Raw genomic sequence first — 24,563 nt, 5'->3', positions numbered from 1 at the left:
ATTATGAAATGAATGCACCATGTTTTTCGTCACTCAAACCTGTTTCAATGTCATAAATCACATGACCTTTTAAGATTGTTTTCACAACACGTGCACCAATTTCGCGACCGATATAAGGACTGATTTGGTGTCTATACGCCAAATCTTGAGCTTGTAACGTGTAAGATGTATTCGGTGCTATAAATACAAAGTCCGCATCTTTACCAACTTGAATTGTTCCTTTATTTGTTAAGCCAAAGCGTTTTGCTGGATTGTGTGCAATGATTTCTGCAAAACGTTGCAATGACATTTGACGTTTATTGACACCTTCATCAAAGAGCACATCTACATTGTTTTGTACGCCGGCGATTCCTCCCCACGCTTCAAATGCATTGTCTTTATCTTTAAGGTCAGGTGTACATGGAGAATGGTCAGATGTTACAAACGAGATATCACCATTTAGCACACGTTGCCACATACCTTCTAAACGCGATTTTTCACGAATTGGCGGTGAACATTTCACAACCGGTCCTATCTCATCTAATTCTTCTTTGTAAAAATAAAGGTAATGTGTACATGTTTCACAAGTGATGTCTACACCTTCTGCCTGTGCTTTTTTCACTTCTTCCACACCTTCTTCACAAGCAACATGTACAATGTGTACGCGACAACCTGTTTCTTTCGCGAATAAAATAATTTTACGAATTGGCTCAACTTCTGTAAATACAGGACGTGAGTCAACATAAGCTGCCATAGTTGTTTCCCCATTTTCATAAGCTTGTTGGCCTAACGCATCTGTAATCGCTGCATTTTCAGCATGAATAGATAAAATTTTACCCGTTTTAGCGATTTGTTTCATACCTTCATATAGTGAATAGTCATCCACATTCATAAAGTCACCATCAATTGAACGATCGCCACATGTTGCTACAAAACACTTATATGCAACAACACCGTCTTGATCTAACTCTTGAATTCCACCATTTAGATTAAACGGTACTAAACCACCATAACTTGCAACATCGACAGACAACTTACCTTTTCCAGCCTCAAATTTAGCTTGAATAGATTCGTGGTCCACTGTCGCAGGGACTTGGTTGAGTGGCATTTCGACAATTGTTGTCACACCACCTTTTGCAGATGCACGTGTGCCTGTTTCATAGCCTTCCCATTCGTCACGATAGCCACCACCTGGTTCTGTAATGTGAACATGCGCATCTACCATACCTGGTGATACGATATGACCTTGAGCATCGATAATTGTATCAGCATCTCCCAATTCCTGACCAATCGCCGCAATCACACCGTCTTTAACTCCAATTTCTACATTTGCTTCTCCATCTTGTAAAATAACACGACCATTTTTAATAATTGAATCAAATTTCATCATAATCACCTTTTCTTCTTAACATTTGATTAAGTGCAAGATAACAAAGACCTGCAATAAAGAAACCTATAAACCATGATAATTGTCCGATAATCCCAAGTTGTGGTATGAATCCCAAAGATGAAACAATCACACCGATAATCGTTGCAACATAAGCGCTCATATTAAAACGTTGAACACTCTTTGAAACATCATTCATATCAAAATACAATTTCTCTAAGTTGATTTTCTGCTTAGCGACAACATAGAAATGAAAAACCATAACCCCTGCGACTGGACCTAAAATAGCGCCAATCATATTTAAGAAGAGAAAAATACTATCATTATTTTCCATCATCTTCCACGGCATAATTAATATACTAACAATCCCTGCGATCACAACACCTTTACGGTATGAAATTTTCTTAGGGAAAAGTGCACTAATTTGATAACCAGCTGGAATAATATTACTTGTCGCATTGGTAGAAATCGTTGTCATCAATAAAATCCCTACAGCAAATACAATTGCAATGTTACTATCCCATCGTTCAATAATGTTTAAAATATTCCATTCTTGTTTGCCATAAAAAATCGAACCACCGATAAGAATACAAATACTTGAAAACGCGAATAACACATGTGCCACAATGACACCCGAAATTTGGCCAATAATTTGTGCTTTTGTTGATTTTGCACGTTGAGTAAAGTCTGCAACACTCGCACCAGGTGCTGCCCATACAGCAAGTAATGAGTTAAATACGATAAAAAATCCTAACAATACCGGATAAGCTGTACTACCGTTTGTTGACAACTCATAATTTAAAATGTTGGAAAATCCTCCACCTGCTTTGATTCCCCAAATCGTCATTCCACCAAAAATGATATAAATGAGTGGATTTAACACTGCTGTGAATTTGTTGAGAATTTTTCCGCCACCAAATCCAATTGCAAAATTAATTAGCCAGAAGAGCATGAATGCGATAAACCCTGATACAGTAATACCTAAAAATTTATGTCCACCGCCAATGTCAGAAAAACCAGGAAAAATTTTGTTTAATACGATAATCAATGCAACAGAACCTGCAAAAGTTTGTAAACCAAACCACGCTATCCCTGCAATAACACCACGTAAAATACCAGGTAATTTTGCACCGATGTCACCGTATGTTAACCGCAAGTGAATCGCAAATGGAATTCCATATTTGGAACCTGCATACCCATTCACCGCAAGTAAAATCCCAATTAATAGCGAACTAATAACGAGTGCAAACATGACTTGTAACGGCGAAAGACCGAGTATTAAAAAACCACCTACAGCTGCATAGTTCGGAATATTATGCACAGCACCCATCCACAATGTGAAAAAGTTAAAGGCTGAAGTATCTCTTTGCTCGGGGCCTTTGGGCATAATATCTTTATTGTAACCACGTTGCTCATAGAATGTTGGGTCATACTGATGCAAAGCCATGATGATCCCCCTTTTATGAAGTTTTCAAGATTGTATACAAATCTTTCAAAAATTAGTGTACTATTGAAGCAATGAATATTCTTTGTCACTTTTGACATAAACAAATATTTTTTTAGTTATTTTATACAAAGGTGGTGTCTCAATGGCAACTTTAGAGGACATTTTACAGGTGGAGCAATTTTCGGGGTTATCCGTTTTGAATGATGAGGCTGATTTAAATCGTATTGTAGAAAGTGTGGATATTACTGAAACGCCTGACGTCATGAACTATACAACAGCAAATGCGTTACTCTTAACAACAGGGATGATTTTTCAAAACAATCAACGTGCACTCATTGACTTTATCCGTGAACTTCATAACGTTCCTATAGCAGGGCTCGCAATAAAATTGTCTCGCTTTTTACAAAAATTAGATCAAGAGGTCATAGATTTTGCGAATGAATTAAATTTTCCATTGATTGAGATTCCTTCACATTGGAAACTCGGACCGCTCACGCATCATATTTCATCTTTTATACTTGATGAAGAGACAGAAAAGCTATACTATGCTTTAGATATTCAACAAAAAATGAATCGCATGCTTATCAATGAGTATCCTGTTTCTACCATGATTCATCAAATGGCAAAAATGTTAAAAGTCCCTGTCCTGTTAATTAATCCGTTTCATTTAGTTGAATCAAAAGGTGGACATTTTGAGAATGATCAGAAAGCCACACAGCAAGCACTAAAATTCTTTCATAATACGTATCTTGAGCAAAAATTAGAGAATGAGCATGACTTCCAACGTGATTATGTCGTTTTAGAAGTTCCTGCTTTCAAATATTTTCCATACTATTTACTAATCTCAAAAGCTTATACGTTAAGTTATCCTTTTAGCCATTTAGCTTTGGAACAAGCAATCAATACACTCAGTTTTGCAATTTATAAAAACAGTAAGATTCGAGCAACAGAGCAACATGAAAGCAGCCAATTTTTCACTTCTTTAATGTACAGTAAAGATCCTGCACCTATTGATATGAGAATGAACCCAGAGTTTTTCAAACGTTATAATTTAAAGCATTCTAATTATTATCAAGTCATTATTTGTGGTGTCGACAAAGAAGAAGGTGTCGAAAATAGTATTTATTTATCGGAGCGTCATCAACTCACTTTTGATTGGCTTTACAGTATGTTGACAGATTTAGATAACGATATTAGTGTCTTTGGTCTCAATGATCAAAATAAATACGCCATTTTACTACAAAAAAGGCACACATACTATTTAGACTATTGTCGCTTTTTACAAAAGGAATATCAAAAGCACTTCAACAGTACCATTTCATTCGGTATTGGACATGAGGTAACAGACTTCAAACAAATCCCTATGTCTTTTGTAGAAGCCAATGACATTTATGATACGTACGTAGAAAAAGAAGAAAAAGAGTTTTTAAATACTTACAAATCGAAAAATGTTGAAGAGCTACTCCAACTGATACCAACAGATAAGCTACGTCCATTTGTCACGTATACTTTAGGTCCATTAGCCTATCCAGATAACCCTAAAGATCAAGAATTGAAAAAAACTTTGAAAACATTTGTAGAACATCAATGCGACATTACACAGACGGCTAATATTTTATTTATTCATCGGAATACAGTTAAATATCGCATCAAGAAATGTGAAGAATTGCTTAATATGGATGTCACACACCCTAAAAATTCATTAGATATCCGCATTGCAATTTACACTTCTGAACATATTACCATGTAAAATTTGTTGAATTTCACAAAAAGAAAAGTGTTTTTTATAGTTTCCAACAATTTTTCTCTCCTAAGATACTAGTAAACTAGAATTAAAGAAAAATCAGGAGGGAATCATTATGAATAAGCAGATGACAGACGCTAACTATTATAAAAAAATTATTATAGCTCTTGTCCTCGGTTGGATTGCGATATGGATTTATCGTACTGTCTTAACACCAATTTATCCGCAAATCCAGAGTGATCTCGGCAATGTAAGCGACTCTCAGATTGGGCTCGTCGCAAGTATATATTTCTTTGCTTACACCGGAATGCAAATTCCATCTGGCGCACTTGTCGATAAATTCGGTCAAAAAAGAGTGTTAATTCCAGCATTCTTAGGATTTGCGATTGCAGCTTTTATCATCGGAACTGCACATACACTTACACAAGTTTATTTAGGGGCGTTAGTTGCAGGGATTTCTACAGGTTCATATTATGGCGCAGCTTTCTCACTTTCAGCCAAATATACACCGAAAGATAAAAAGAGCTTCTCCAACGCCATCATTAACAGCGGTTCTGCTTTAGGTATGATTATCGGTTTAGTAGGGTCATCTGTATTAGTGGGTGGACTAAATATCCAATGGAACTATATGCTATACATGACTAGCATCATTATTTTAGCAGTCACATGCGTTTTCGTTTTATTTATCAAAAGCGATAAATCACAAACATCAACTCAACAGGCAAAAGAGACACATCATACTGTATCAACAGAAACCCAACAGGTGAGTTTGTTTGCACCGAAACAACTCGTCATCTATTTCGTTTATTTTGCAACTTGTTACGGCTATTACATGATTGTCACTTGGTTACCGTCATTTTTAGTCGCCGAAAAGAACTTTGAACAATCGTCTGTTGGTTATGTTGCAGCTATCGTAGCTATTACAGCTGTACCTGGCGCATTAATCTTTTCAAAGTATATTGACAAAAATGCACACCAACGTCTTAATTTGATCGTTTTTTACTATTTGCAGCTGCGATTACAATTAGCTTAACAGTCTTTTCACCTACACCAATCGTTCTCTATATCGCACTTATTCTTTATGGATTACTTGGCAAATTGGCGATTGATCCTGTGCTAATAACGTACGTATCTGATTCTGTCAAAGAAGACGTTGTTGCAAAAGCACTTGGAATGTTTAACTTTTTTGGCATGTCTTCGTCTGTTGTTGCGCCTTGGTTAACAGGTCTCATTGGAGATATGACAGGTTCAAAGGTTATCGCATTTTACATTTCAGCTATTTTATTAGTTGTTGCTGCACTTCTCTTTATTTTTGTAGTTCTTTTGCGTAAGGATGAACAACAGACACATGCGTAATAATATTAAAAACGAGCATTCAGACCCGTCATTAGATCGATGCTCGTTTTTCATTAGTTAGATTAGGTTGATATAGCATGAAATCATTTTCTTCCAAAAATTCCATAAGGCATGTCACGAATAAAGGCTGCCTGATGCTGTCTTGCATCTCTATCCATCGCTTGCTTCCATTGATCTAGGGAGAAGTCTTCGCTCACGATGTTATGCTGAACCATTCTTGGCAACATCATTTCTGTCAACCACTGTAAAACGTTGTTGTCAGACGTTTGAATGAGGGCTTCCGCATGCACATGGACGTCTGTCAAACCAGCTTGTAGAAACAGATAGTACAATTTTTGACCGATATGCATATCGCTACCTCCCTGTTGAATCGTTGACCACACACGTTGAATCGCCTGTTGATGTTCCGGTAATGATTCCGCACCAACATCCCCATTGATCGTGTCACTTTCTTGAAAACACATAATACCTTTCGAGTTTAATCGCGATTTCAATAGAGTTAATATTTTGGGAACATCTGGCAAATACATTAAAATACGACGTCCCAATATCACATCAAACTGACCGAGTGATTCAGGAACTTGATAAAGATCCTGCCTTTATAAATTGAACATGGGGCGCGTAATTGTTATTTTCAGCAATATCCAATAAATTTCGATTCATATCTACACCAATGACCTCACCTGTCTCACCAACGATTTTCGCCACCATTTGCGTCACTTCATCCGTCGCATACCTGTTGTAACACCCGCATTTTCAAGCAATCTCTCGATAAAATCATTACGCCCTTGCATTCTCTTATCCCCTGATTTCGATACTTTTCTTAACGCTCCATATTATAGCAGACATTCTCGAATGATGGTGATGGACAACCTCATTCATAGGTAAGCATCAATAAACAGTCGCAACATTTGAAGCTACGACTGTTTATTTCGTTGACTTATGCGTTTTTCTCTTCATCGATTGTCTTATAATAATCAAATTCACTGATACGAGCTTTATCCCCTACAATAATAAATTCCTTTTTTGCACGTGTTACCGCCACATTAATTAAATTTGGTTTTTGACATGACCATTTAATCGCACCATTTTGTGTTTCATCTGTCCCCGTCACAAAATACACTTTAGCCGCTTCTTTACCTTGAAAAGTATGCACTGTCCCAATGGATGACGTCAACCATTCCGAAAGACCTATCTCTTTAGGCATTTGTTCTGCTAATTTGATTCGAGCTAATTTAATCACTTCATTTTTCACTTGAGTAAATGGCGATATGACAAAAACACTCGGTGGATATTGATTTTTCTTTAATGCTTCTTCCCAATCTCGATACAGCGCAGAAACGACTGCTTCCCCTTGCGTTTTGACATATTGCTTTGGATTCGCTTTACCTTTTACATCTAACCACGATACTTTGCCTATCACGCCTTTTTGCTCATTATTTTTAATATACTGAGGGAGCACCATTTTTTCTTCATATGCAATTTTGTTACAAATTGTGAACATAGGATTTAAACATCTTCTATGCACCCATAAGGGTATCCCTATCCATTGTTTATGGCTTTGCGTTTCTTTCCAATAGCCATAACGATTGGCATAATCAGCAAGTGTCTGTACAGAAGCCTCTACACTTACAAGTCTTTCTGGCACATCATAAGCTTTTCTCACTAAATCAACTAAATTTTTGTCGAGCGTGACTACCGGTTCAATTTGTATAGGATCACCTACTGCTACAATATGCCTTGAACGTTGAACTGCGCCCACTGCAGCCTGAGGAACGGCTTGACCCGCTTCATCGATAAAAAGATAGTCAATAAAATCTTTAGGCATCGTTTGATACATCATTCTAAAGCTCGCAAAAGTCGTACTAATCACAGGAAAAACAAGATGAATCACATTCCATGCATTTTCTACTTTACTAGGCGATGACACCATATATTCAAAACGTCTTTGAAAATCATAAAGACCGGATTGAATTTGTTTTGCATTGCCTACTAAAATCAACTTATGTAATACCATCGCGTTTAAAAACAACATGCCTCGATGAAATTGTAATGCATCAGAAGTCCATAAAACTTTTTCTTGTCTTGCTTGGTATGCATCGTTGGTATCTTCCCAAAAGTCATCACTTGGCGTATGAATATCAGGATGTTTTTCTACAAATGTCGAATAAGCCTCTTGAGACAATTCATAATCTTTCAGTCGTGCGTCAACTTGATTTTTCTCTTCTTGTAAACTTTTAAACAGCTGTTTAGACTCATTGATAGCTTCATCTATAGCTGTTTTCTGTTTGTTCAATGCTACTTTTTTCATTAATAACGCTTCAATTTCAGTTCGATAAGCTTCAACTTGTTCATTACCAGAAAATTTATTTTTAACCTTTTCCATTAAAGACATGTTTGCCTTCATCGCTTGAATCAACTGTTCAATATCCGCTTTATCGCTTTCAATCTTCTCAATCTGTTTGACGACATCATTCCTGTCATTTTCAAGATTTTCAACACTTTCAAATTGATTGATTTTTGTTTGATATTCATCACGTAAAATAATATCATTTTGACACTGCCTCGCTTGCTGCTGCATATTTTTATAAAGTTGGACACCTTGCGAAATTTCTTCCTTCAACGATGTGACTTTTGCTAATGTTTTTTCGAATGCTGCTTTAGCTTCTTTCCATTCTTTATTTATTTCAGTCGGATTCAAAGTTTTAATTAACAACTTGTTCAATGGTTGACTTTCGCTATCTGATATCATCTGTGCCATTACTTTATCAATATTTGCCTTTTTACCGAATACACCTGAGAACAATCCCCAAGCTGGTTCTCCTATCAGTCTTTCAGCTATGTCTTTAAACAATTCTAATTGATGTGCAACTTCTTGATATGCCGCTTCATAATGCGGAAATTGTGTATTTTCTCCATCCCTAATCATTTCGGACAACTTTGGCAAGTCTTTAGAAATATTTTCGACCGCTCCATTATTGCTTGATGCTACAACCATTTTGAACAGTGTATGTTGATGATTCAGAAAAGCAGTCGCATATTGGTCTGTTTCATGAATTTTTTTGTATACAAAAGCATCAGTAGGACGTGACAATTCAGCAAAAGTTTTCGCTCTTTCAACAATATGATGCGCAAAAATATCTTTAAGCAATGTCGTCTTCCCCGTACCAGGAGGACCATTCACAGAGCTCACCTGATCAGCATCACTTGTAATTTGATTGACGGCTACTTGTTGCATCAGTGACAGTCTGTGTTCAACTAATGACGGCCATCGTCCATCAGGATAATTCTGAGGTTCTAAATACTGTTCTATCAACGCTCTATTTTCATCAATGACATTTCTATCATTATCATTTAAACCGTGGATATACTGTTTGAGTGTCTCATTTGGATTATTTTTTGCCATTTCTAAATCCGAAATATAAAAACTGTTCAATTCATTATTCTGTTTGTCATTTTCAATGTGGTGTACTGCAATCGCATGATTGAAATATCCTGAACGTTCGGATATCAAAACTTCAAAATAATGACGATATAATTCATCTAACTGTAATATCTTTTCCTTATCTAATGGATTGTTGCCAAGCACTTCTTCACATTTATGTTTAAATTTCTCAAAATGATCAAAGTATATCGCTTCAATATCTGCACCTTTGTTTTGTTTAATTTGTGCAAGTGCGCTCATCAGCATCGGCACATGTAATGTTTCAATGAGCACGTTTCCTTTATCATCTACCATAAACGTATAACCATAACAGTCTGTTTGATCGACATTATATACTTCTTCATCATTGAACATACTTCGCAATAGCTTTTCAACTTCCCCAAATTTAAAGTTAAAGCGGTACATTTGAAACTGTATTTTACTTTTACTTTTCAAATCTTCCTTTAATTGAAACCTTTGATCTTCCCAAATTGTATAATATGAAGTGAAATCGTGAACTTTCTTTTGTTGTTCATTTTGCACAAAAATATCTTTATTTAAATACGTTTTGATATCTTCAATGGTGCCAGGTTGTAACGTCTCTAATAATGACCAAGCTGACAGTGTATTCTTCACTAATTCGACCATTATATAAACCTCCAAAATTGTCTTAATATTCACTTATATTTTATCAATAATACTAGGGGTTTTATACTTTTTATTGGAATCATATAACCAGTCATATGGCGTCACCACTTTATATCTTTCATGTATCTCTCACACTTGTTAATGTATGCCACACATCCGATTTCATTCATATGACCTCATTTGTGTAAATCACTTATTCTTTCTTTTACTTCACCCGTAAGTTTTCACGTGAAACATCACACAAAAAACGACCTTGTTTCACACAAAGCCGTCTCACATATTGCTCATTATTCAATCACTTCTAGTTTCAATAATATGTACATGACAATTAAATCCAACGCCGTCAAACCTATGTAAAGTAACAACATGGTCGAGATGCGTACGGGTAAAATGATGACAATGATAAAATAAACCAAACTTAAAACTAGAAAAGATCTTCCTGTTAATATATTCGTACGTGCCTTTTCTGGAAAAAAGAAAATAATAGGTTGATGGCGGTTAAAAATAATAAACCATAGACCTGTTAATAAAATTAAAATTGTAAAACTAATACCTACAGCATAACTCATTTCATACACTCCAATCTCTCTTTTTCTCTATTTGGCTGAATGAAATCATCTCTATCAAAACTATTATAAATAAAATAAATGTAATAAGTAAACTATATTTCATAAAACTACTAACTTATGCATATATTATCATTTAAAATATCCAGAGTGATGATACTGATTTAAAAAAAGACCTGCCCTCACGAACGAGGACAAGCCTTTATCAATAAATATACGTGAATCAAAGGATTAGTCTTTCTTTTCGTTACGACGTCTACCGAATATTAGTAAACCACCAATCACTGCAATGAATCCACCTAATAATGCACCTGCTTGTTTCTTGTTTTCACCTGTTTCTGGTAATTGCTTCACCTCTTCTTTAGCTGTTGTTTCAGTTGAAGTTCTTACAGCTTGCGTTACTTGAGTATGTGGTGCAGCAGCGAGATGCGTTGGAACAACATCGCCATTTGCCACACTTGCTGCTGTTGTAGTCACAGGCGTAACTTTTTCAGTCATCTCATTTGTTTGGTTTGATGCATGTGATGTATTTTCATCATCATGATTTGCTTGTTTTGAGCCATGAGCAACTGTTGGGATTGTGACTACTTTATCACGCACTGGTCGTTGATATTTCGTTGCTGATGCATCTGTTTCATGACCTTGAGCGACTGTCGTTACGTCGTCTGCTGATGGTGTGTCATCTTTCGTTGTTGATATTTTTTCTGTTTGCGTATCTACTCCGTCAACCGTTGTTAGCGTTGATTTAACACCACTTGAATCAGTTGTTTCTAATTGAATCGTCGGTGCGCTTCCAATCGTCACGGGTACTGTGAGCGCTGTTGTTGAGCCATCAGGATAGTGCACTTCAACATCGACATCTACTGTCCCATCTGTTGTGCCACCTGGTAATTGTGATGCATCTTTTACTGTAACAGTAGGCTGTGCATCGTCAGTTGGATAGTTCGGAATGGACACAGAATCTTCCACATCACTCACTGTAACTGGTGTGCCGTGTGCTTTCGTTACACCTTCACTTGTTGGACTGTACTTATCACTATCTGCTTGTTGATGATGGTCTGTTGGTCCTGCGAAATGCGGTACAAAGCCTTTCAACCCCGTCAATTGGATAGAGGGTCTAACTGTTGGACCATTAGAGCCTGGCACTGATCCTCCCGCTGATGAACCGCTTGAACCGTTACCACCACCATCATCTGAACTTGCTGTTGTGACTGGAACACTTATTTCATCTGTTGTACCGTCTGGATATGTCACTGTCACATCGACATCTACTGTTGCACCTACACTGCCATCTGGTAATTGCATTGGGTCTTTTACTGTCACAACAGGCGGTTCCGCATCTTCTGGATAGCCTGGAATCTGTATAGCATCTTCCACTTCATCTGCATTTGTCGGCATGCCGAATGATTTCGTAATACCTTCAGTTGTTGGTGTATATTTATCGCTATCTGATTGCTTATTTGTCACAACTGGAACTGTAAAGTAGTCTGTTGTGCCGTCTGGGTATTTCACGGTTACACCGACATTCGTTTGGCCTTCTTTTTTACCATTAGGCAATTGTCTTGGATCAATGACTGTGACAACAGGTTGCTCGCCATCTGTTGGGAAGTTTGGTATTTTAACCGCCCCTGTCACATCATCTGCTGTTGTTGGTTCACCAAATGGCTTTGTAATACCTTGAGTTGTAGGTTCATATCTTACGTTATCTGTCGGTGGGTTTGTCACGACTGGCACTTTAATATAATCTTTTGAACCGTCTGGATATGTCACTGTCACACCGACAAGGACTTGGCCTTCTGTCGTACCATCTGGTAATCGGTCTGGCGCATCTACAGTTTTCACAGGACGTTCCTCGCGATCAGCTGGGTAATTCGGTACTGTGACTGTATCTAGCACATCATCCACACCTGTTGGAACGCCATAATCTTTGGTCACACCTTCACTTGTCGGTTCATACTTCTGATTATCTCGTTGTTGATTTGTAAATACTGGGACAGTGATATGATCCTGAGTACCATCCGGATACGTCACTGTGACAGGAATATCCACTTCACCTTCTGTTGTTCCATCTGGTAATTGATTTTCATCATCCACTGTTGCGACTGGTTGTTGTCCACCTACTGGATATGTTGGTATTTGGATTGAATCTGTCACATCAGCTGCAGTTGTAGGGTCACCATAATCTTTGGTTACGCCTAATGTGATTGGTTCGTATTTTTCATTTTCTGCTTGTTTACCTGTAATAACCGGTACTGTCATGAGATCTTTTGTACCATCTGGATATGTCACTGTAACAGGAACATTGATTTGACCTTCTTTTTTACCATTTGGCAATTGTCTTGGATCATTCACTGTCACAACAGGTTGCTTTCCATCCACTGGGAAATGTGGGATTTGAACTGAACCTGTTACTTCAGCTGCTGTCGTTGGGACGCCATAAGCTTTTGTAATACCTGTTGTAGTTGGCTCATATTTTTCATTATCTGGTTGTTTTTGTGTTACTACCGGCACTGTGATATGGTCCGTTGTTCCATCTGGATATGTGACCGTTACACCGACATCCACTTGACCTTCTGTTGTGCCATCCGGTAATTGTGTTTCGTCATCCACTGTTGCCACCGGTTGTTGACCTTCTACCGGGAAGTTCGGAACGTGAATTGAATTTGTCACGTCATCCGATGTTACTGGCGTGCCGAATGGTTTCGTTACTCCACCTGTTGTCGGCTCATATTTGTCTCCATCCGGTTGTTTTTGCGTTACTACCGGCACAGTGATGTGGTCCGTTGTTCCATCTGGATATGTGACCGTTACACCGACATCTACTTGACCTTCTGTTGTGCCATCCGGTAATTGTGTTTCGTCGTCTACCGTTGCCACAGGTTGCTCCCCTTCTGCCGGGAAGTTCGGAACGTGAATTGAATTTGTCACGTCATCCGATGTTGCTGGTGTGCCGAATGCTTTCGTTACTCCACCTGTTGTCGGCTCGTATTTATCTCCATCCGGTTGTTTTTGCGTTACTACCGGCACAGTGATGTGGTCTGTTGTTCCATCTGGATATGTGACCGTTACACCTACATCTACTTGACCTTCTGTTGTGCCATCCGGTAGTTGTGTTTCGTCATCCACTGTTGCCACAGGTTGCTCCCCTTCTACCGGGAAGTTCGGGATTTTCACTGAGTCTGTCACGTCATCCGATGTTACTGGCACACCATATTTTTTCGTTACTCCACCTGTTGTTGGCTCGTATTTGTGTTTATCTAGTTGTTTATTCGTCCAAACAGGAACTTGAATATGATCGGTTGTTCCATCTGGATATGTCACTGTTACATCAACATCCGCTTTACCTGGTGTTTGTCCATCTGGCAAAGTGGTTGGGTCAGTTACTGTGACCTTAGGCTGTTCTTTATCTTCCGGATAGTATGGAACTTCCACTAATTTCGTAACGTCTTCCGCTGTCGTTGGATCACCAAATTGTTTCAAGATACCCGTTGCCACTGGATCATATTTTTCATTATCAGGTTGATTCTGTGTTACTACCGGCACTGTGATATGGTCCGTTGTTCCATCTGGATATGTGACCGTTACACCTACATCTACTTGACCTTCTACTGTTCCGTCTGGTAATTGTGTTTCGTCATCCACTGTTGCGACTGGTTGTTGACCTTCTACCGGGAAGTTCGGGATTTTCACTGAGTCTGTCACGTCATCCGATGTTACTGGCGTGCCGAATGGTTTCGTTACTCCACCTGTTGTCGGCTCGTATTTATCTCCATCCGGTTGTTTTTGCGTTACTACCGGCACTGTGATATGGTCCGTTGTTCCATCTGGATATGTGACTGTTACACCGACATCCACTTGACCTTCTGTTGTGCCATCCGGTAATTGTGTTTCATCGTCCACTGTTGCGACTGGTTGTTGACCTTCTACCGGGAAGTTCGGCACGTGAATTGAATCTGTTACATCAGTTGATGTTACTGGCTCTCCGTATTTTTTCGTTACTCCACCTGTTGTCGGCTCGTATTTATCTCCATCCGGTTGTTTTTGCGTTACTACCGGCACTGTAATATGGTCTGTTGTTCCATCTGGGTATGTGACCGTTACGCCGACATCTACTTGACCTTCTACTGTGCCATCCGGTAATTGTGTTTCGTCGTCTACCGTTGCCACAGGTTGCTCCCCTTCTACCGGGAAGTTCGGGATGTGAATTGAATTTGTCACGTCATCCGATGTTACTGGCGTGCCGAATGGTTTCGTTACTCCACCTGTTGTCGGGTCGTATTTATCTCCATCCGGTTGTTTTTGCGTTACTACCGGCACTGTGATATGGTCCGTTGTTCCATCTGGATATGTGACTGTTACACCGACATCCACTTGACCTTCTGTTGTGCCATCCGGTAATTGTGTTTCATCGTCCACTGTTGCGACTGGTTGCTCCCCTTCTGCCGGGAAGTTCGGCACGTGAATTGAATCTGTTACATCAGTTGATGTTACTGGCGTGCCGTATTTTTTCGTTACACCTTCACTTGTTGGTTCGTATTTATCCCCATCTGGTTGCTTCTGTGTTACTACCGGCACTGTGATATGGTCCGTTGTTCCATCTGGATATGTGACTGTTACACCGACATCCACTTGACCTTCTGTTGTGCCATCCGGTAATTGTGTTTCATCGTCCACTGTTGCGACTGGTTGCTCCCCTTCTGCCGGGAAGTTCGGCACGTGAATTGAATCTGTTACATCAGTTGATGTTACTGGCGTGCCGTATTTTTTCGTTACACCTTCACTTGTTGGTTCGTATTTATCCCCATCTGGTTGCTTCTGTGTTACTACCGGCACTGTAATATGGTCTGTTGTTCCATCTGGGTATGTGACCGTTACGCCGACATCTACTTGACCTTCTGTTGTGCCGTCCGGTAATTGTGTTTCGTCGTCTACCGTTGCGACTGGTTGCTCCCCTTCTGCCGGGAAGTTCGGAACGTGAATTGAATTTGTCACGTCATCCGATGTTACTGGTGTGCCGTATTTTTTCGTTACGCCTTCACTTGTTGGTTCGTATTCCGATGCCATTGGTTCTTTTTCTTGAACTGTCACAGGTGCAAGAATTGTATTTTTAGAACCGTCTGGATAAGTCACAATCACTGGAATATCATAATCACCTTCTTCTACTTTTTCTCCAGGTTTTACTATCATCGAACCGTCATGATTCACTGTTACCCATTTAGGGACATGATGACCTTTTTCAAAAGTTGTGCCGTTCGGTAATCGACGACCGTTTGCATTTTTAGGTGTTGGAATGGTTACCTTTTGACCCGGTTCCACTGTTGTCGATGGATAGACTGGATGATATTTCGCTGCATCTTCATTGACATGTACAATAAGTGAATCCGTAGCTATAACATGGCCACCTACCACCATTTGTACAGTATACACTTCACCTGATTTTGCGTTAGTCGGAATCACAAATCTCGCTTTACTTTCAGCTGCTTTTTCCGAAGTCACAGGTCCACTATCTTGAACAACTTTGCCTGATGAATCTTTCCATTGTACTCGTGTCAGTAATGAAGTGTTAGGCATATCTGTGATATTAACGTATGCTGTTTGGCCACGATGTGCAGGGTTAGATGTCACGTCAAAATTTGTAATATTGATTTGCGTTTGTGTCGTTTCAACAACCGCAAAGTTGACATTGTTCCAAGCGTTTCGAATCGGTCTGTAATACGGTGCCGTTTGTGGTGCAGTTGCTAAATCATAATTCGGTCTACGAAACTCTGGTGAAGTAAAGCCTGAATAACTTGTTACAATTTCACCGTCTGGACTTAACACGTAACCGTAAAGATGGTCTTTATTCAATGTACCTTTAGGGAAACGTAATGTGTATTCACCACGTTTATTGGTTGTCCCTTCCACAGTCACTGACATATATTCCGGATGTGCCGTTAATAATTTGCGTGCTGCTTCTGCTCGATCTTTTTCTGGCAAATGATTCACTTGCGTATCATACGCTTTAGCACCTTGGTCTGTTAATGATGTCATAACCACTTTGTATCCATTTGCAGCAACATCTTTCATATTATAGTTTGGACCTGTTGCAGAGTTGGCATAGTCCCCATAACCTGTTTCAACCCAAATTTTACCACTGACAAAATCGTCTTCAATCATTGTCACCGCTGGATTAGCAGTCGCACCTTTTGTATCAGTAACGACGTGTTTTGCAGTTAAATATTTTTTTGAAGGAATCGTTGTCATAAAGATACCTGTACGTTGCATATTCGTACCAATTAACGGGAATTGCCCCATATTATTATACGTTACTGAATCAACAAACGTTCCTGGGCGAAAGCCTCCTGATACACGTAACATCGTATTGACATTGCCATCTTTAGTTTCGAAGTCGTCAATCCACAATTTATAACGTTGACCTTTTACCGCACTGTATAAGTGGTGTTTTCCATTTGCATCTGTCCAACCATCACGTAAATCAAATGCATACGCGCCAGGTCCCATTTGACTGCCGTCTACAGAACTGAGTCTGTTCGTTGTTTTCGCAGTATAAATGGGTGAAGTTGCACCATCTGTATCTATCCATTGTAGGTGAACTTTTGTGCCTTCTGGAACAGGTTTTAAACCGTTTGCCATTGTTGCCGGTGTACCGTGACCGAACACCCATGCACGACCTGACAACGTATGTGCCGCATTCGTCGCATCTGTGGCAGAACCGATATAACCGTTTGCGATTGCATCTGCAAGTATCTCTACTTCATTTTCTGGAACGACATCACTTGACCATGTTCTCTTTTTAGGTGCAGCGATTTTCTCAGGTCTATTTCTCGTACTCACTGTTGCGGCTGTTTTGAGCGTATCTTGTTTGTCAGCATAATCTTTAAGAAGTTCTAAATAAAGTGTTTTTGTAGCTGGATCCATATTGTCGAAATTTGTTTCTTTTAATATCTTTTCAAATTGTTGTTCTGTTGTTTGTGGTTGTTTTGTATTCATTTGAGTTTGATCTATTGGAATTTCTGTAGATGGAGATTCTAGTTGATGCGTAGGCATTTCTGTTGTAGACTTTTCACTTGCCGAAGATTCTGTTGCCTGCTTTTCTATTGTGCGCTTTTCATTTTTAGACACTTCTTCGCTATGAGATGTATCTTCTTGAGGTGTTTCTTTTGTAGTTTTTTCTTCGGTTACATTTTCTTTTGTAGATGCTTCGGTTTTTGATTCTTCAGTTGTCGTTTCTTCTGCTGTTTTAGAGTTACGAGTTGATGTTTCATTATTTGCTTGTAGTTCAGTATCATTTTTCGGAGTGACATCGATATTTTCGTCAGTGGCTTGTGCGTCTTTCGTTTGTTCTTTCACAGGGGCTTCGGTTGTGTTTTCTGTGTCATTGGTAGGCATTTCTGTTGGTTTTGCTTCATTACTTTGTTCTGCGGTTTGTGATGATGCTATTGATTGTCCATTTACAGTTGCTTCTTTATGATTCATTTCTTCAACTGAAGGATTTGTTTCTGTTGTCGGAGCTTGTGCTGCCTTTTCGTTCGTCTCTGTTAAAGTGTCCGAAGTATCGGAAGCATCAAGGGGTGTTTGCTTTGCTTCAGATGTTTGATCTTGTTCCGCAGCAGATGCTTCACTCGTATGGGCACCGAAAAATAAAGCAGTACCGACAAGCACTGAAGCGATACCAGCTGAAAAGCGACGAATGGCATACCGATTTTGACGTTTTGACAAAAAGTTAAAATGTTTTTCTTTTGATTTGTTCATGAAATTATCAACTCCTAAAATATTTTAAATTCACTTGCAGCTAAACGATATAACAAACTATTACTTTGTACAACTAAAGATTTTTTAAAATTTTCACTAAGGTGTTACTATATTTTAAATATAGTATTTTATTTTGGTTTGTAATTTTAAAAATGTATGGTTTTCAAAATATTAATATAAAACTTTAAACATAAATAGACTTTTATCACTTTATATTTTTCAAACTCTAGTGATAAACAATATAAATTATTTTTAAGAGTGTATTATTTACAAAAAATAATTTATATGTATAAAATCTAAAAAAATCTTTTAACATTTATAGTCTTTATTATGCTTAACTTTCATAAATAGGAGAATATATGCGTGCACAGTATATCGCAGTAGTTTTAAATCCTTTTTTATACGAACGTAAATACACTATGTTTATGACAAACCATTTGAACATAAGCGCATATACGTACCAACAAATTGCAAATACAAACAGAGAAGATTGTGCAATTAAATTTAATATCTTTTCATATTCATACGGAAATGAAACCGAAGTAACAAAAAAATATTATTTTCTCTAAAAAAGTGATATCTTTGTTAATTTGCTCAAACACAAATTACCAAGTTTACTCTCTATAGATCACTGAATGGACCCATTCACAATATAATCAACCTTAAATATTTGAAAAGCTTTCATACAACTTTCGCCATTCTAACACCGAAACTACAAATGTCATAAATATTTGATAAACGTTTTCACTAGTTCACAACGAAAAACGCCTCTCCCATTCAGTGAATTGGTCTGACCAACTCAATCAGGACAAGCGTTGCGTAAAATCACTATGAAAAATCATGAAAACATATAGATTGTACTGTTGAACAAAGTGGTATCATTTTTATACCACTTGTTTTTAGGTGAAAAAATAGCATAAACATTGGTACAACGCTATTCTTCATTCAAATGATACATATAGTTGAATATGTTCCTTTCTTCTTTAAAAATTTAATAGTCAAAATAGTTGACTATGTCCGTTTTAATGGGTCATAGCGCTTGTTTGCGACCTATTTTGATAAGTTTTGCTAACTAACTCATTGTGCATTTATTGACTCTATACAGAAAATCAATCATTTTGTAATGAAACTGTAAACGTTTGGTTAAGTTAATTTACTCTTTTTATAGAATATGTAACTATCAAATGTGATAAAAATCGCCCTGTACGCATCTGTGGTATGTATAACCTGTTCACTTTTCTTTCCTTATAACTACGAACATCAATAAAAAAGCTCATGATAGCCATCACTACCATGAACTTTTATATATATTAATTTAAACGATCAATATACGCATCGAACGCATTTACAAAACGTTTCATATAAGAAATTGTACGCTCGTCTTCAATTGTCCCTGCATCTGTAATCAATTCATGCACGCGTCCAACAATCAATTTGGGTCCTGGCATAATATGCGCATTCATCGCAGTTAATGTTTGTCTTAATTGTGCTTGAGACAATGCAGAACCTGTTGCACCTGGTGAACAACCTGCAATCGCAAATGGACGGTCGATTAATGGTGAACGGTCCCCTTTATTTTTAATACGAGATGCCCAATCAATCGCATTTTTCAATGGACCTGGTGTACCTGTATTGTACTCTGGTGTAACGATGACAATTCCGTCTGCTTCGCCTAATGCATCACGAAATTCTGTTACAGCTGCTGGCTCTTGATCGCCTTCAAGGTCAAAGTTGTATACGGGAACATCTTTAAATGATACTTCCTTAATATTCCAATTTTCAGGGACTTGTTGCATCATTTTCTCCATATAAATACGATTGTAAGAATTTTTCCTCAAGCTACCACATATAAATACCATATTTTTCATCTTAATTCTCCTTTAGATAGTCATTTTTCCAATCTACTTACAACACATTCGTTCAGGGCTCCGTCTTGTTTGCGTTGTATAGTCCAACAATATCGATGAGCTCTAAAGGTAAAATCCCCTAATGCGAATCACACAGCACTGCAGTTATCTCCATACTTTCTCGTTATAGTTCCTGGTCACAAACTCAATTGAATCCTGCATTTCACGCCATTTTTCGCCATCAAATGTTCAAAAGTATTCTTAAATAATATATTGATAAATTTTTCACATACAACTATACTTTGAATATCTGATACAACAAGGAGGTCCTGATATTGAGACAACGACAATGGGGCATGTTACTCTTTACAGGTATTATTGGAGGTATATTATCTGGAATCGTTAAACTCGGTTGGGAAGTCATGTTTCCACCGCGTACGCCAGAAAGAAATGCGACAAATCCACCACAAGAGCTATTACAACAATTCGGATTTAGTCATGACTTTACACATCAAACTTATACATTTTCACAAATGACGATGCCTTGGGTAAGTTTTATCGTACATTTTAGTTTTTCTATTGTTATTGCTGTCATTTACTGCATGTTAGTGAAAAAGTACGCAGCTGTCGCTATGGGGTATGGGGCTGTTTTCGGGGTGGTCGTTTGGGTGTTCTTCCATTTGATTTTAATGCCACTGACGCACACCGTTCCTGCACCATGGAATCAACCTTTCCATGAGCATTTATCTGAGTTATTCGGACATATCGTTTGGATGATGACGATTGAAGGTGCCCGTCAACTTTACTTTTATAAACATCAATCCGAACTTCAATGAAACATGGGCTAGGACACCATTACGTTTTCCTAGCCCACTCTTCTTATTCTCATTATTCTTTGTCAGTCACAACTTCGTAATCTTCCATTTGATCATAATGATATTTCACTAACTCAAAGAATTTTTCCATGTTGTAATTCCATCTATTAAAATAAGCGATAGGATCTGTATGCGTTGTGCCACCCCAATATCTCGAAACGGCGTTATGACTAATAATCGAACCTACCCCTTCTTGATCGTCGGCGAGTGTTGGTTCAATATTTTGCTGTTTCAACATGTATGCTGCGAGCCATGCTTGGTTATTTACCGACCTTGCAAAGTCATCAAAGCTATACAGCCGGACGAGTTCAATATGATAGAAGTAAGGGTTGGCTTGTTTACCTGCACCCCAAGCGATATAGTTCGATGGCGCTGTAATATGAATTTGATTTGCATCTACAAACGCGTGGACAAAAGCAGTATTATAGGTGGCGTACATTCGATCGACCCATTGTTGTAACGTACGATAATCTTCACCGACTTCATGAATGACGATACCGATATACGTGCCATATTTATACGGAATTTTAGGGAGTGTATTCATTCGTGTATCTTTGACAACTGGGGAATGTTGAATATGGTTTTTGATAATATATTGATTCACATCAGGATAAGGAATGGGTGCCCTGTCTTGTGATAATGACTGAGGTGGCTCTTGCTGACTTTGGGACATCAAACTTTTATGAGTCGGTACATGTTGAGGTTGTTGTATTGCAGTAGGGGCGGTAGATGAAGCAGCTAAAGTCGTTGTTCCCAATAAAGTACTTGCGTAACTCGAAGTTGCAAAGCATAATGAAGTGAGTGTCATCACAGCAGACAGTGCCATAGTCGTCATACCTTTAAGCATTTTAACCACACCTTTCTCCCTTTTTATTAATTAAATAATAACGTATGCTATAATACTTTTATACAATAGATATTACGCCGTTCCTTGTTAAAGTCAAGCTCCTATCGTTAATCAACGTATTGTTTTATATTTAGGTGTGGCTTAATTTCCTTTCTTAAAACAGTTTCTAGGTTATTTTTTTCGCTGTTTTATGTATATGCATTTGAAATATTATTGTTCATTTGCACGTTTGAGGTTAGGTATGCGCCCTTTATCCTTACACCAAATAAGAGGCTGGACAACTTCATGCCCTAGCCCCATGTGTCTTGCTTAGCTGATTGAATTGGCGTGTACTTTTCTTACTGTGCAGCGTCTTTTAAAGTGTTGTAAATATCACCATTTTTTTGCACGTCCTCTTTTTCACCAAAGTCTGGACTGTTTGGGTCTTCATTCATATGGTCATAATTGAAGACGCCCCAATTACCATCACCTTGTGCATCATTGTTCCAAAATGTCCACGATAAATGATTATGGTTCACTTTATTCATAATATATTCAAGGTCACCCGGTTTAACGCCAGGTCCACCGTCCATAGATTGAATGTTGAATTCACCTAAATAACTTGGTACATCAAAATCACTGTTTTCGATACTATCTAACTTCTTATCAAATGATGCTTGGACACTTTCATCAAATTGAGTCGCGTAATTGTGGTATTCATAGACAAGACTGTCGGCTGAATCATGATAATAAGAAGGCTCTTTCATATTTTGAGGGTCCCACACCGCTTCTAAAAAGATAATATGTTTGTCACCTGTATCACGAATCGACTGAATGGCATCTTTATAAAATGCGTGAACTTGGTCATCACTCTTACCATCATCCTTATTTTTAGGTGTCACGCCTTTAGGTTCATTTAAAATGTCATAACCGGCAATCGCACTTTCATTTTTGTAGTGATCTGCCATTTGATATAAAATTTCTTTTGCTTTACCTTGTGCATTATTATCTTCCCAAAAGCCGCCATAGCCTTCGTTGCCACCGTTCGTATCAGCTGAGTGTTCCGCTGCATTTTGAGATTGAGGTACACCGTGGAAGTCGAGGATAACGTACAACCCGTGTGCTTTCGCTTTTTTTACAAATTTATCCACCGTATCAAATGAATCCGCTTCGACTTTTACATCGTCTGGGTTCATCCCTTTTTGATAATTAGTGATGTTAATATAGTTCAAAGGCAAACGAATTGTATTCATTCCCATATCTTTTACGCGTTGAAAATCTTCATCTTTCCAATGATTGTCTGCATAAGTATTCAGTTTTTTTCTCGCTTCATCAGGACCAAATTCATCATCCATTTTATCTTTCAATGCTTTATACGATAAATGTTGATAGGGTTTCGGAAAATCCTTATACTGGTCACCTGTAATACCACCTAAATAACCTTCAGTCGTAAACGCATTTCCTGCATTCACACCTTTAAGTTGAAACGCTTTTCCATCTTTTTGAATCGCTTTACCTGCCGTTTTAAGCTGACTCATCTCTTCAGCATTGGCGTGATGTGTTGGTAAAGCAAGCGTCATCAATGTCGTTGCGGCTAAAATTGAACTGATTACACGTTTTTTCATCCAATCACCTTTCCTTCATTCATTATGCATGCTCAAAATCTACGTCTTGGTCATTGTAGTGACTGATTGCATCTTCATCTAAATGGAATGATTCTTCGTTCATCTTGAAATCTAATGGTAGGTTTAAGTCGAAGTTTTGATCTTTAATGAACTGTTGTTGTACTTTCAAGCGATCGAATACATTCGTATCATCACTATTGTTGTCTTCATTTTCTTTTTGTGTCGCTGTGAAACGTCCATCTATAAAGTGGTTTAAAAAGTCCGCTTCATCTGCACCTTGTTTTGGCGATTTGTCCCCACTTTCTTCAATAGCCTTTTCACGTAATTCATCAAAGCTCCATTCAGCAGGGTCTTTTTCATGATAACCGCCTTTTTTGAATTCACCTGGACCGTGTTTAACAATGGCATCAAAATAAATGTATTGACCTAATTGTGATAATCCATCCTCTTTAGCCGCACTCACAGCCTTATCCATATAGTCCTTTTTCAAAACGTAATTTTGCGCTTTCACAAAGTTATCTCTGTCATTTTGATTTGCATCTTTCCAAGCTTCCTCAAAGCCGTCTAATCCTTCATGAGAGTCCGACCCTTCTTGCGCAAGTTTTTTCAATGCACTTTCATATGGTTTCAATGGGTTATTGGGATTCAGCTTGTTGTAATGTGCTACAAGATGGACCATATCATCCGTACCCGTTGTAAAACCGATAACCCCTGCTGTGTAGCCCCTTCCATCACCAATATCTTCAATATATTCATAGTTATGAGAGTAGTTGCTGTCAGTATTTTCGGCCGCACCTACTAACGCCATAATCGTTTTACGTAAATGATAATTACTGTCCATATAATGATCTGGATTAATATCACTCGCTTTTTGTGAAATTTGTGTTGTCACATCTTGACCTTCTTGAGTGGCTGCTTGTGCTACATTTCCGTAAGTCGCTAAACTTGATGCGACGACTGCCCCAGATAAAATGACCTTAACTGTGTTTTTCATTTTTCTCCTCCTATGCATCACTGAACTGTTCATTACACAATTAATTACGATTCCCAATCAAAACTGTGCAACATCCATCTTAATAAGGTTAGT

General features: G+C 38.2%; 13 protein-coding genes and 1 pseudogene. 4 read left to right on the top strand and 10 right to left on the bottom strand.

Features of this window, described 5'->3' with window-relative positions; genetic code table 11:
• Position 1 precedes the first annotated feature (1 nt).
• Positions 2-1,366 (bottom strand): allantoinase AllB, encoded by a 1,365-nt coding sequence (gene allB, locus GZH82_RS00905; protein ID WP_162680900.1) that lies wholly within the window; start codon positions 1,364-1,366, stop codon positions 2-4.
• Entirely contained in the window at positions 1,356-2,813 is a 1,458-nt protein-coding gene (gene allW / locus GZH82_RS00900; RefSeq protein WP_162680899.1) for an allantoin permease, read from the bottom strand. The genes allB and allW overlap by 11 nt, the downstream gene beginning before the upstream one ends.
• 142 nt (positions 2,814-2,955) lie before the next feature.
• On the opposite strand from allW, the gene GZH82_RS00895 reads away from it, so the two are divergent.
• From GZH82_RS00895 to GZH82_RS14090, 3 genes are all read left to right on the top strand, one after another.
• Positions 2,956-4,563, top strand: coding sequence for a PucR family transcriptional regulator (locus GZH82_RS00895; protein ID WP_162680898.1), 1,608 nt, complete (start codon positions 2,956-2,958; stop codon positions 4,561-4,563).
• Between the two features lie 109 nt (positions 4,564-4,672).
• Entirely contained in the window at positions 4,673-5,590 is a 918-nt protein-coding gene (locus GZH82_RS00890) for an MFS transporter (RefSeq protein ID WP_238989604.1), read from the top strand.
• Positions 5,575-5,913, top strand: coding sequence for an MFS transporter (locus tag GZH82_RS14090; protein ID WP_343236281.1), 339 nt, complete (start codon positions 5,575-5,577; stop codon positions 5,911-5,913). The genes GZH82_RS00890 and GZH82_RS14090 overlap by 16 nt, the downstream gene beginning before the upstream one ends.
• An 83-nt stretch (positions 5,914-5,996) precedes the next feature.
• On the opposite strand, the pseudogene GZH82_RS00885 reads toward GZH82_RS14090, so the two are convergent.
• From GZH82_RS00885 to GZH82_RS00865, 5 genes and pseudogenes are all read right to left on the bottom strand, one after another.
• A pseudogene (locus GZH82_RS00885) lies at positions 5,997-6,707 on the bottom strand (methyltransferase domain-containing protein).
• Positions 6,708-6,853: 146 nt separating this feature from the next.
• Entirely contained in the window at positions 6,854-9,985 is a 3,132-nt protein-coding gene (locus GZH82_RS00880) for a DEAD/DEAH box helicase (RefSeq protein WP_162680897.1), read from the bottom strand.
• A 287-nt stretch (positions 9,986-10,272) separates the two neighbouring features.
• Positions 10,273-10,554: a hypothetical protein gene (locus GZH82_RS00875; RefSeq protein ID WP_162680896.1), complete on the bottom strand. Its 282-nt coding sequence runs from the start codon at positions 10,552-10,554 to the stop codon at positions 10,273-10,275.
• Between the two features lie 228 nt (positions 10,555-10,782).
• Positions 10,783-18,303 carry a Rib/alpha-like domain-containing protein gene (locus GZH82_RS14405; RefSeq protein ID WP_162680895.1) on the bottom strand — a complete coding sequence of 2,507 codons (7,521 nt, stop codon included), beginning with the start codon at positions 18,301-18,303 and terminating at the stop codon, positions 10,783-10,785.
• A gap of 1,310 nt (positions 18,304-19,613) precedes the next feature.
• The gene (locus GZH82_RS00865) at positions 19,614-20,171 is read right to left on the bottom strand and encodes an NADPH-dependent FMN reductase (protein ID WP_162680894.1); all 558 of its coding nucleotides are present in this window, start codon (positions 20,169-20,171) and stop codon (positions 19,614-19,616) included.
• Positions 20,172-20,506: 335 nt separating this feature from the next.
• On the opposite strand from GZH82_RS00865, the gene GZH82_RS00860 reads away from it, so the two are divergent.
• A complete protein-coding gene (locus GZH82_RS00860) occupies positions 20,507-20,986 on the top strand; it encodes a YagU family protein (protein ID WP_162682965.1) in 480 nt (159 codons plus the stop codon).
• Positions 20,987-21,038: 52 nt separating this feature from the next.
• Here the strand turns inward: GZH82_RS00860 and GZH82_RS00855 are convergent, their stop codons facing one another.
• From GZH82_RS00855 to GZH82_RS00845, 3 genes are all read right to left on the bottom strand, one after another.
• Entirely contained in the window at positions 21,039-21,872 is an 834-nt protein-coding gene (locus GZH82_RS00855; RefSeq protein ID WP_162680893.1) for a peptidoglycan recognition protein family protein, read from the bottom strand.
• 338 nt (positions 21,873-22,210) lie between these two features.
• A complete protein-coding gene (locus tag GZH82_RS00850) occupies positions 22,211-23,476 on the bottom strand; it encodes a glycoside hydrolase family 5 protein (RefSeq protein WP_162680892.1) in 1,266 nt (421 codons plus the stop codon).
• A gap of 22 nt (positions 23,477-23,498) precedes the next feature.
• A complete protein-coding gene (locus GZH82_RS00845; RefSeq protein WP_162680891.1) occupies positions 23,499-24,470 on the bottom strand; it encodes a chitosanase in 972 nt (323 codons plus the stop codon).
• Positions 24,471-24,563: the final 93 nt, after the last annotated feature.

The organism is Staphylococcus sp. MI 10-1553 (genome assembly GCF_010365305.1).
GTDB lineage: Bacteria > Bacillota > Bacilli > Staphylococcales > Staphylococcaceae > Staphylococcus.
Note: the sequence above shows the minus strand (reverse complement) of the source record. Positions and strands in the feature narration are given on the sequence as shown.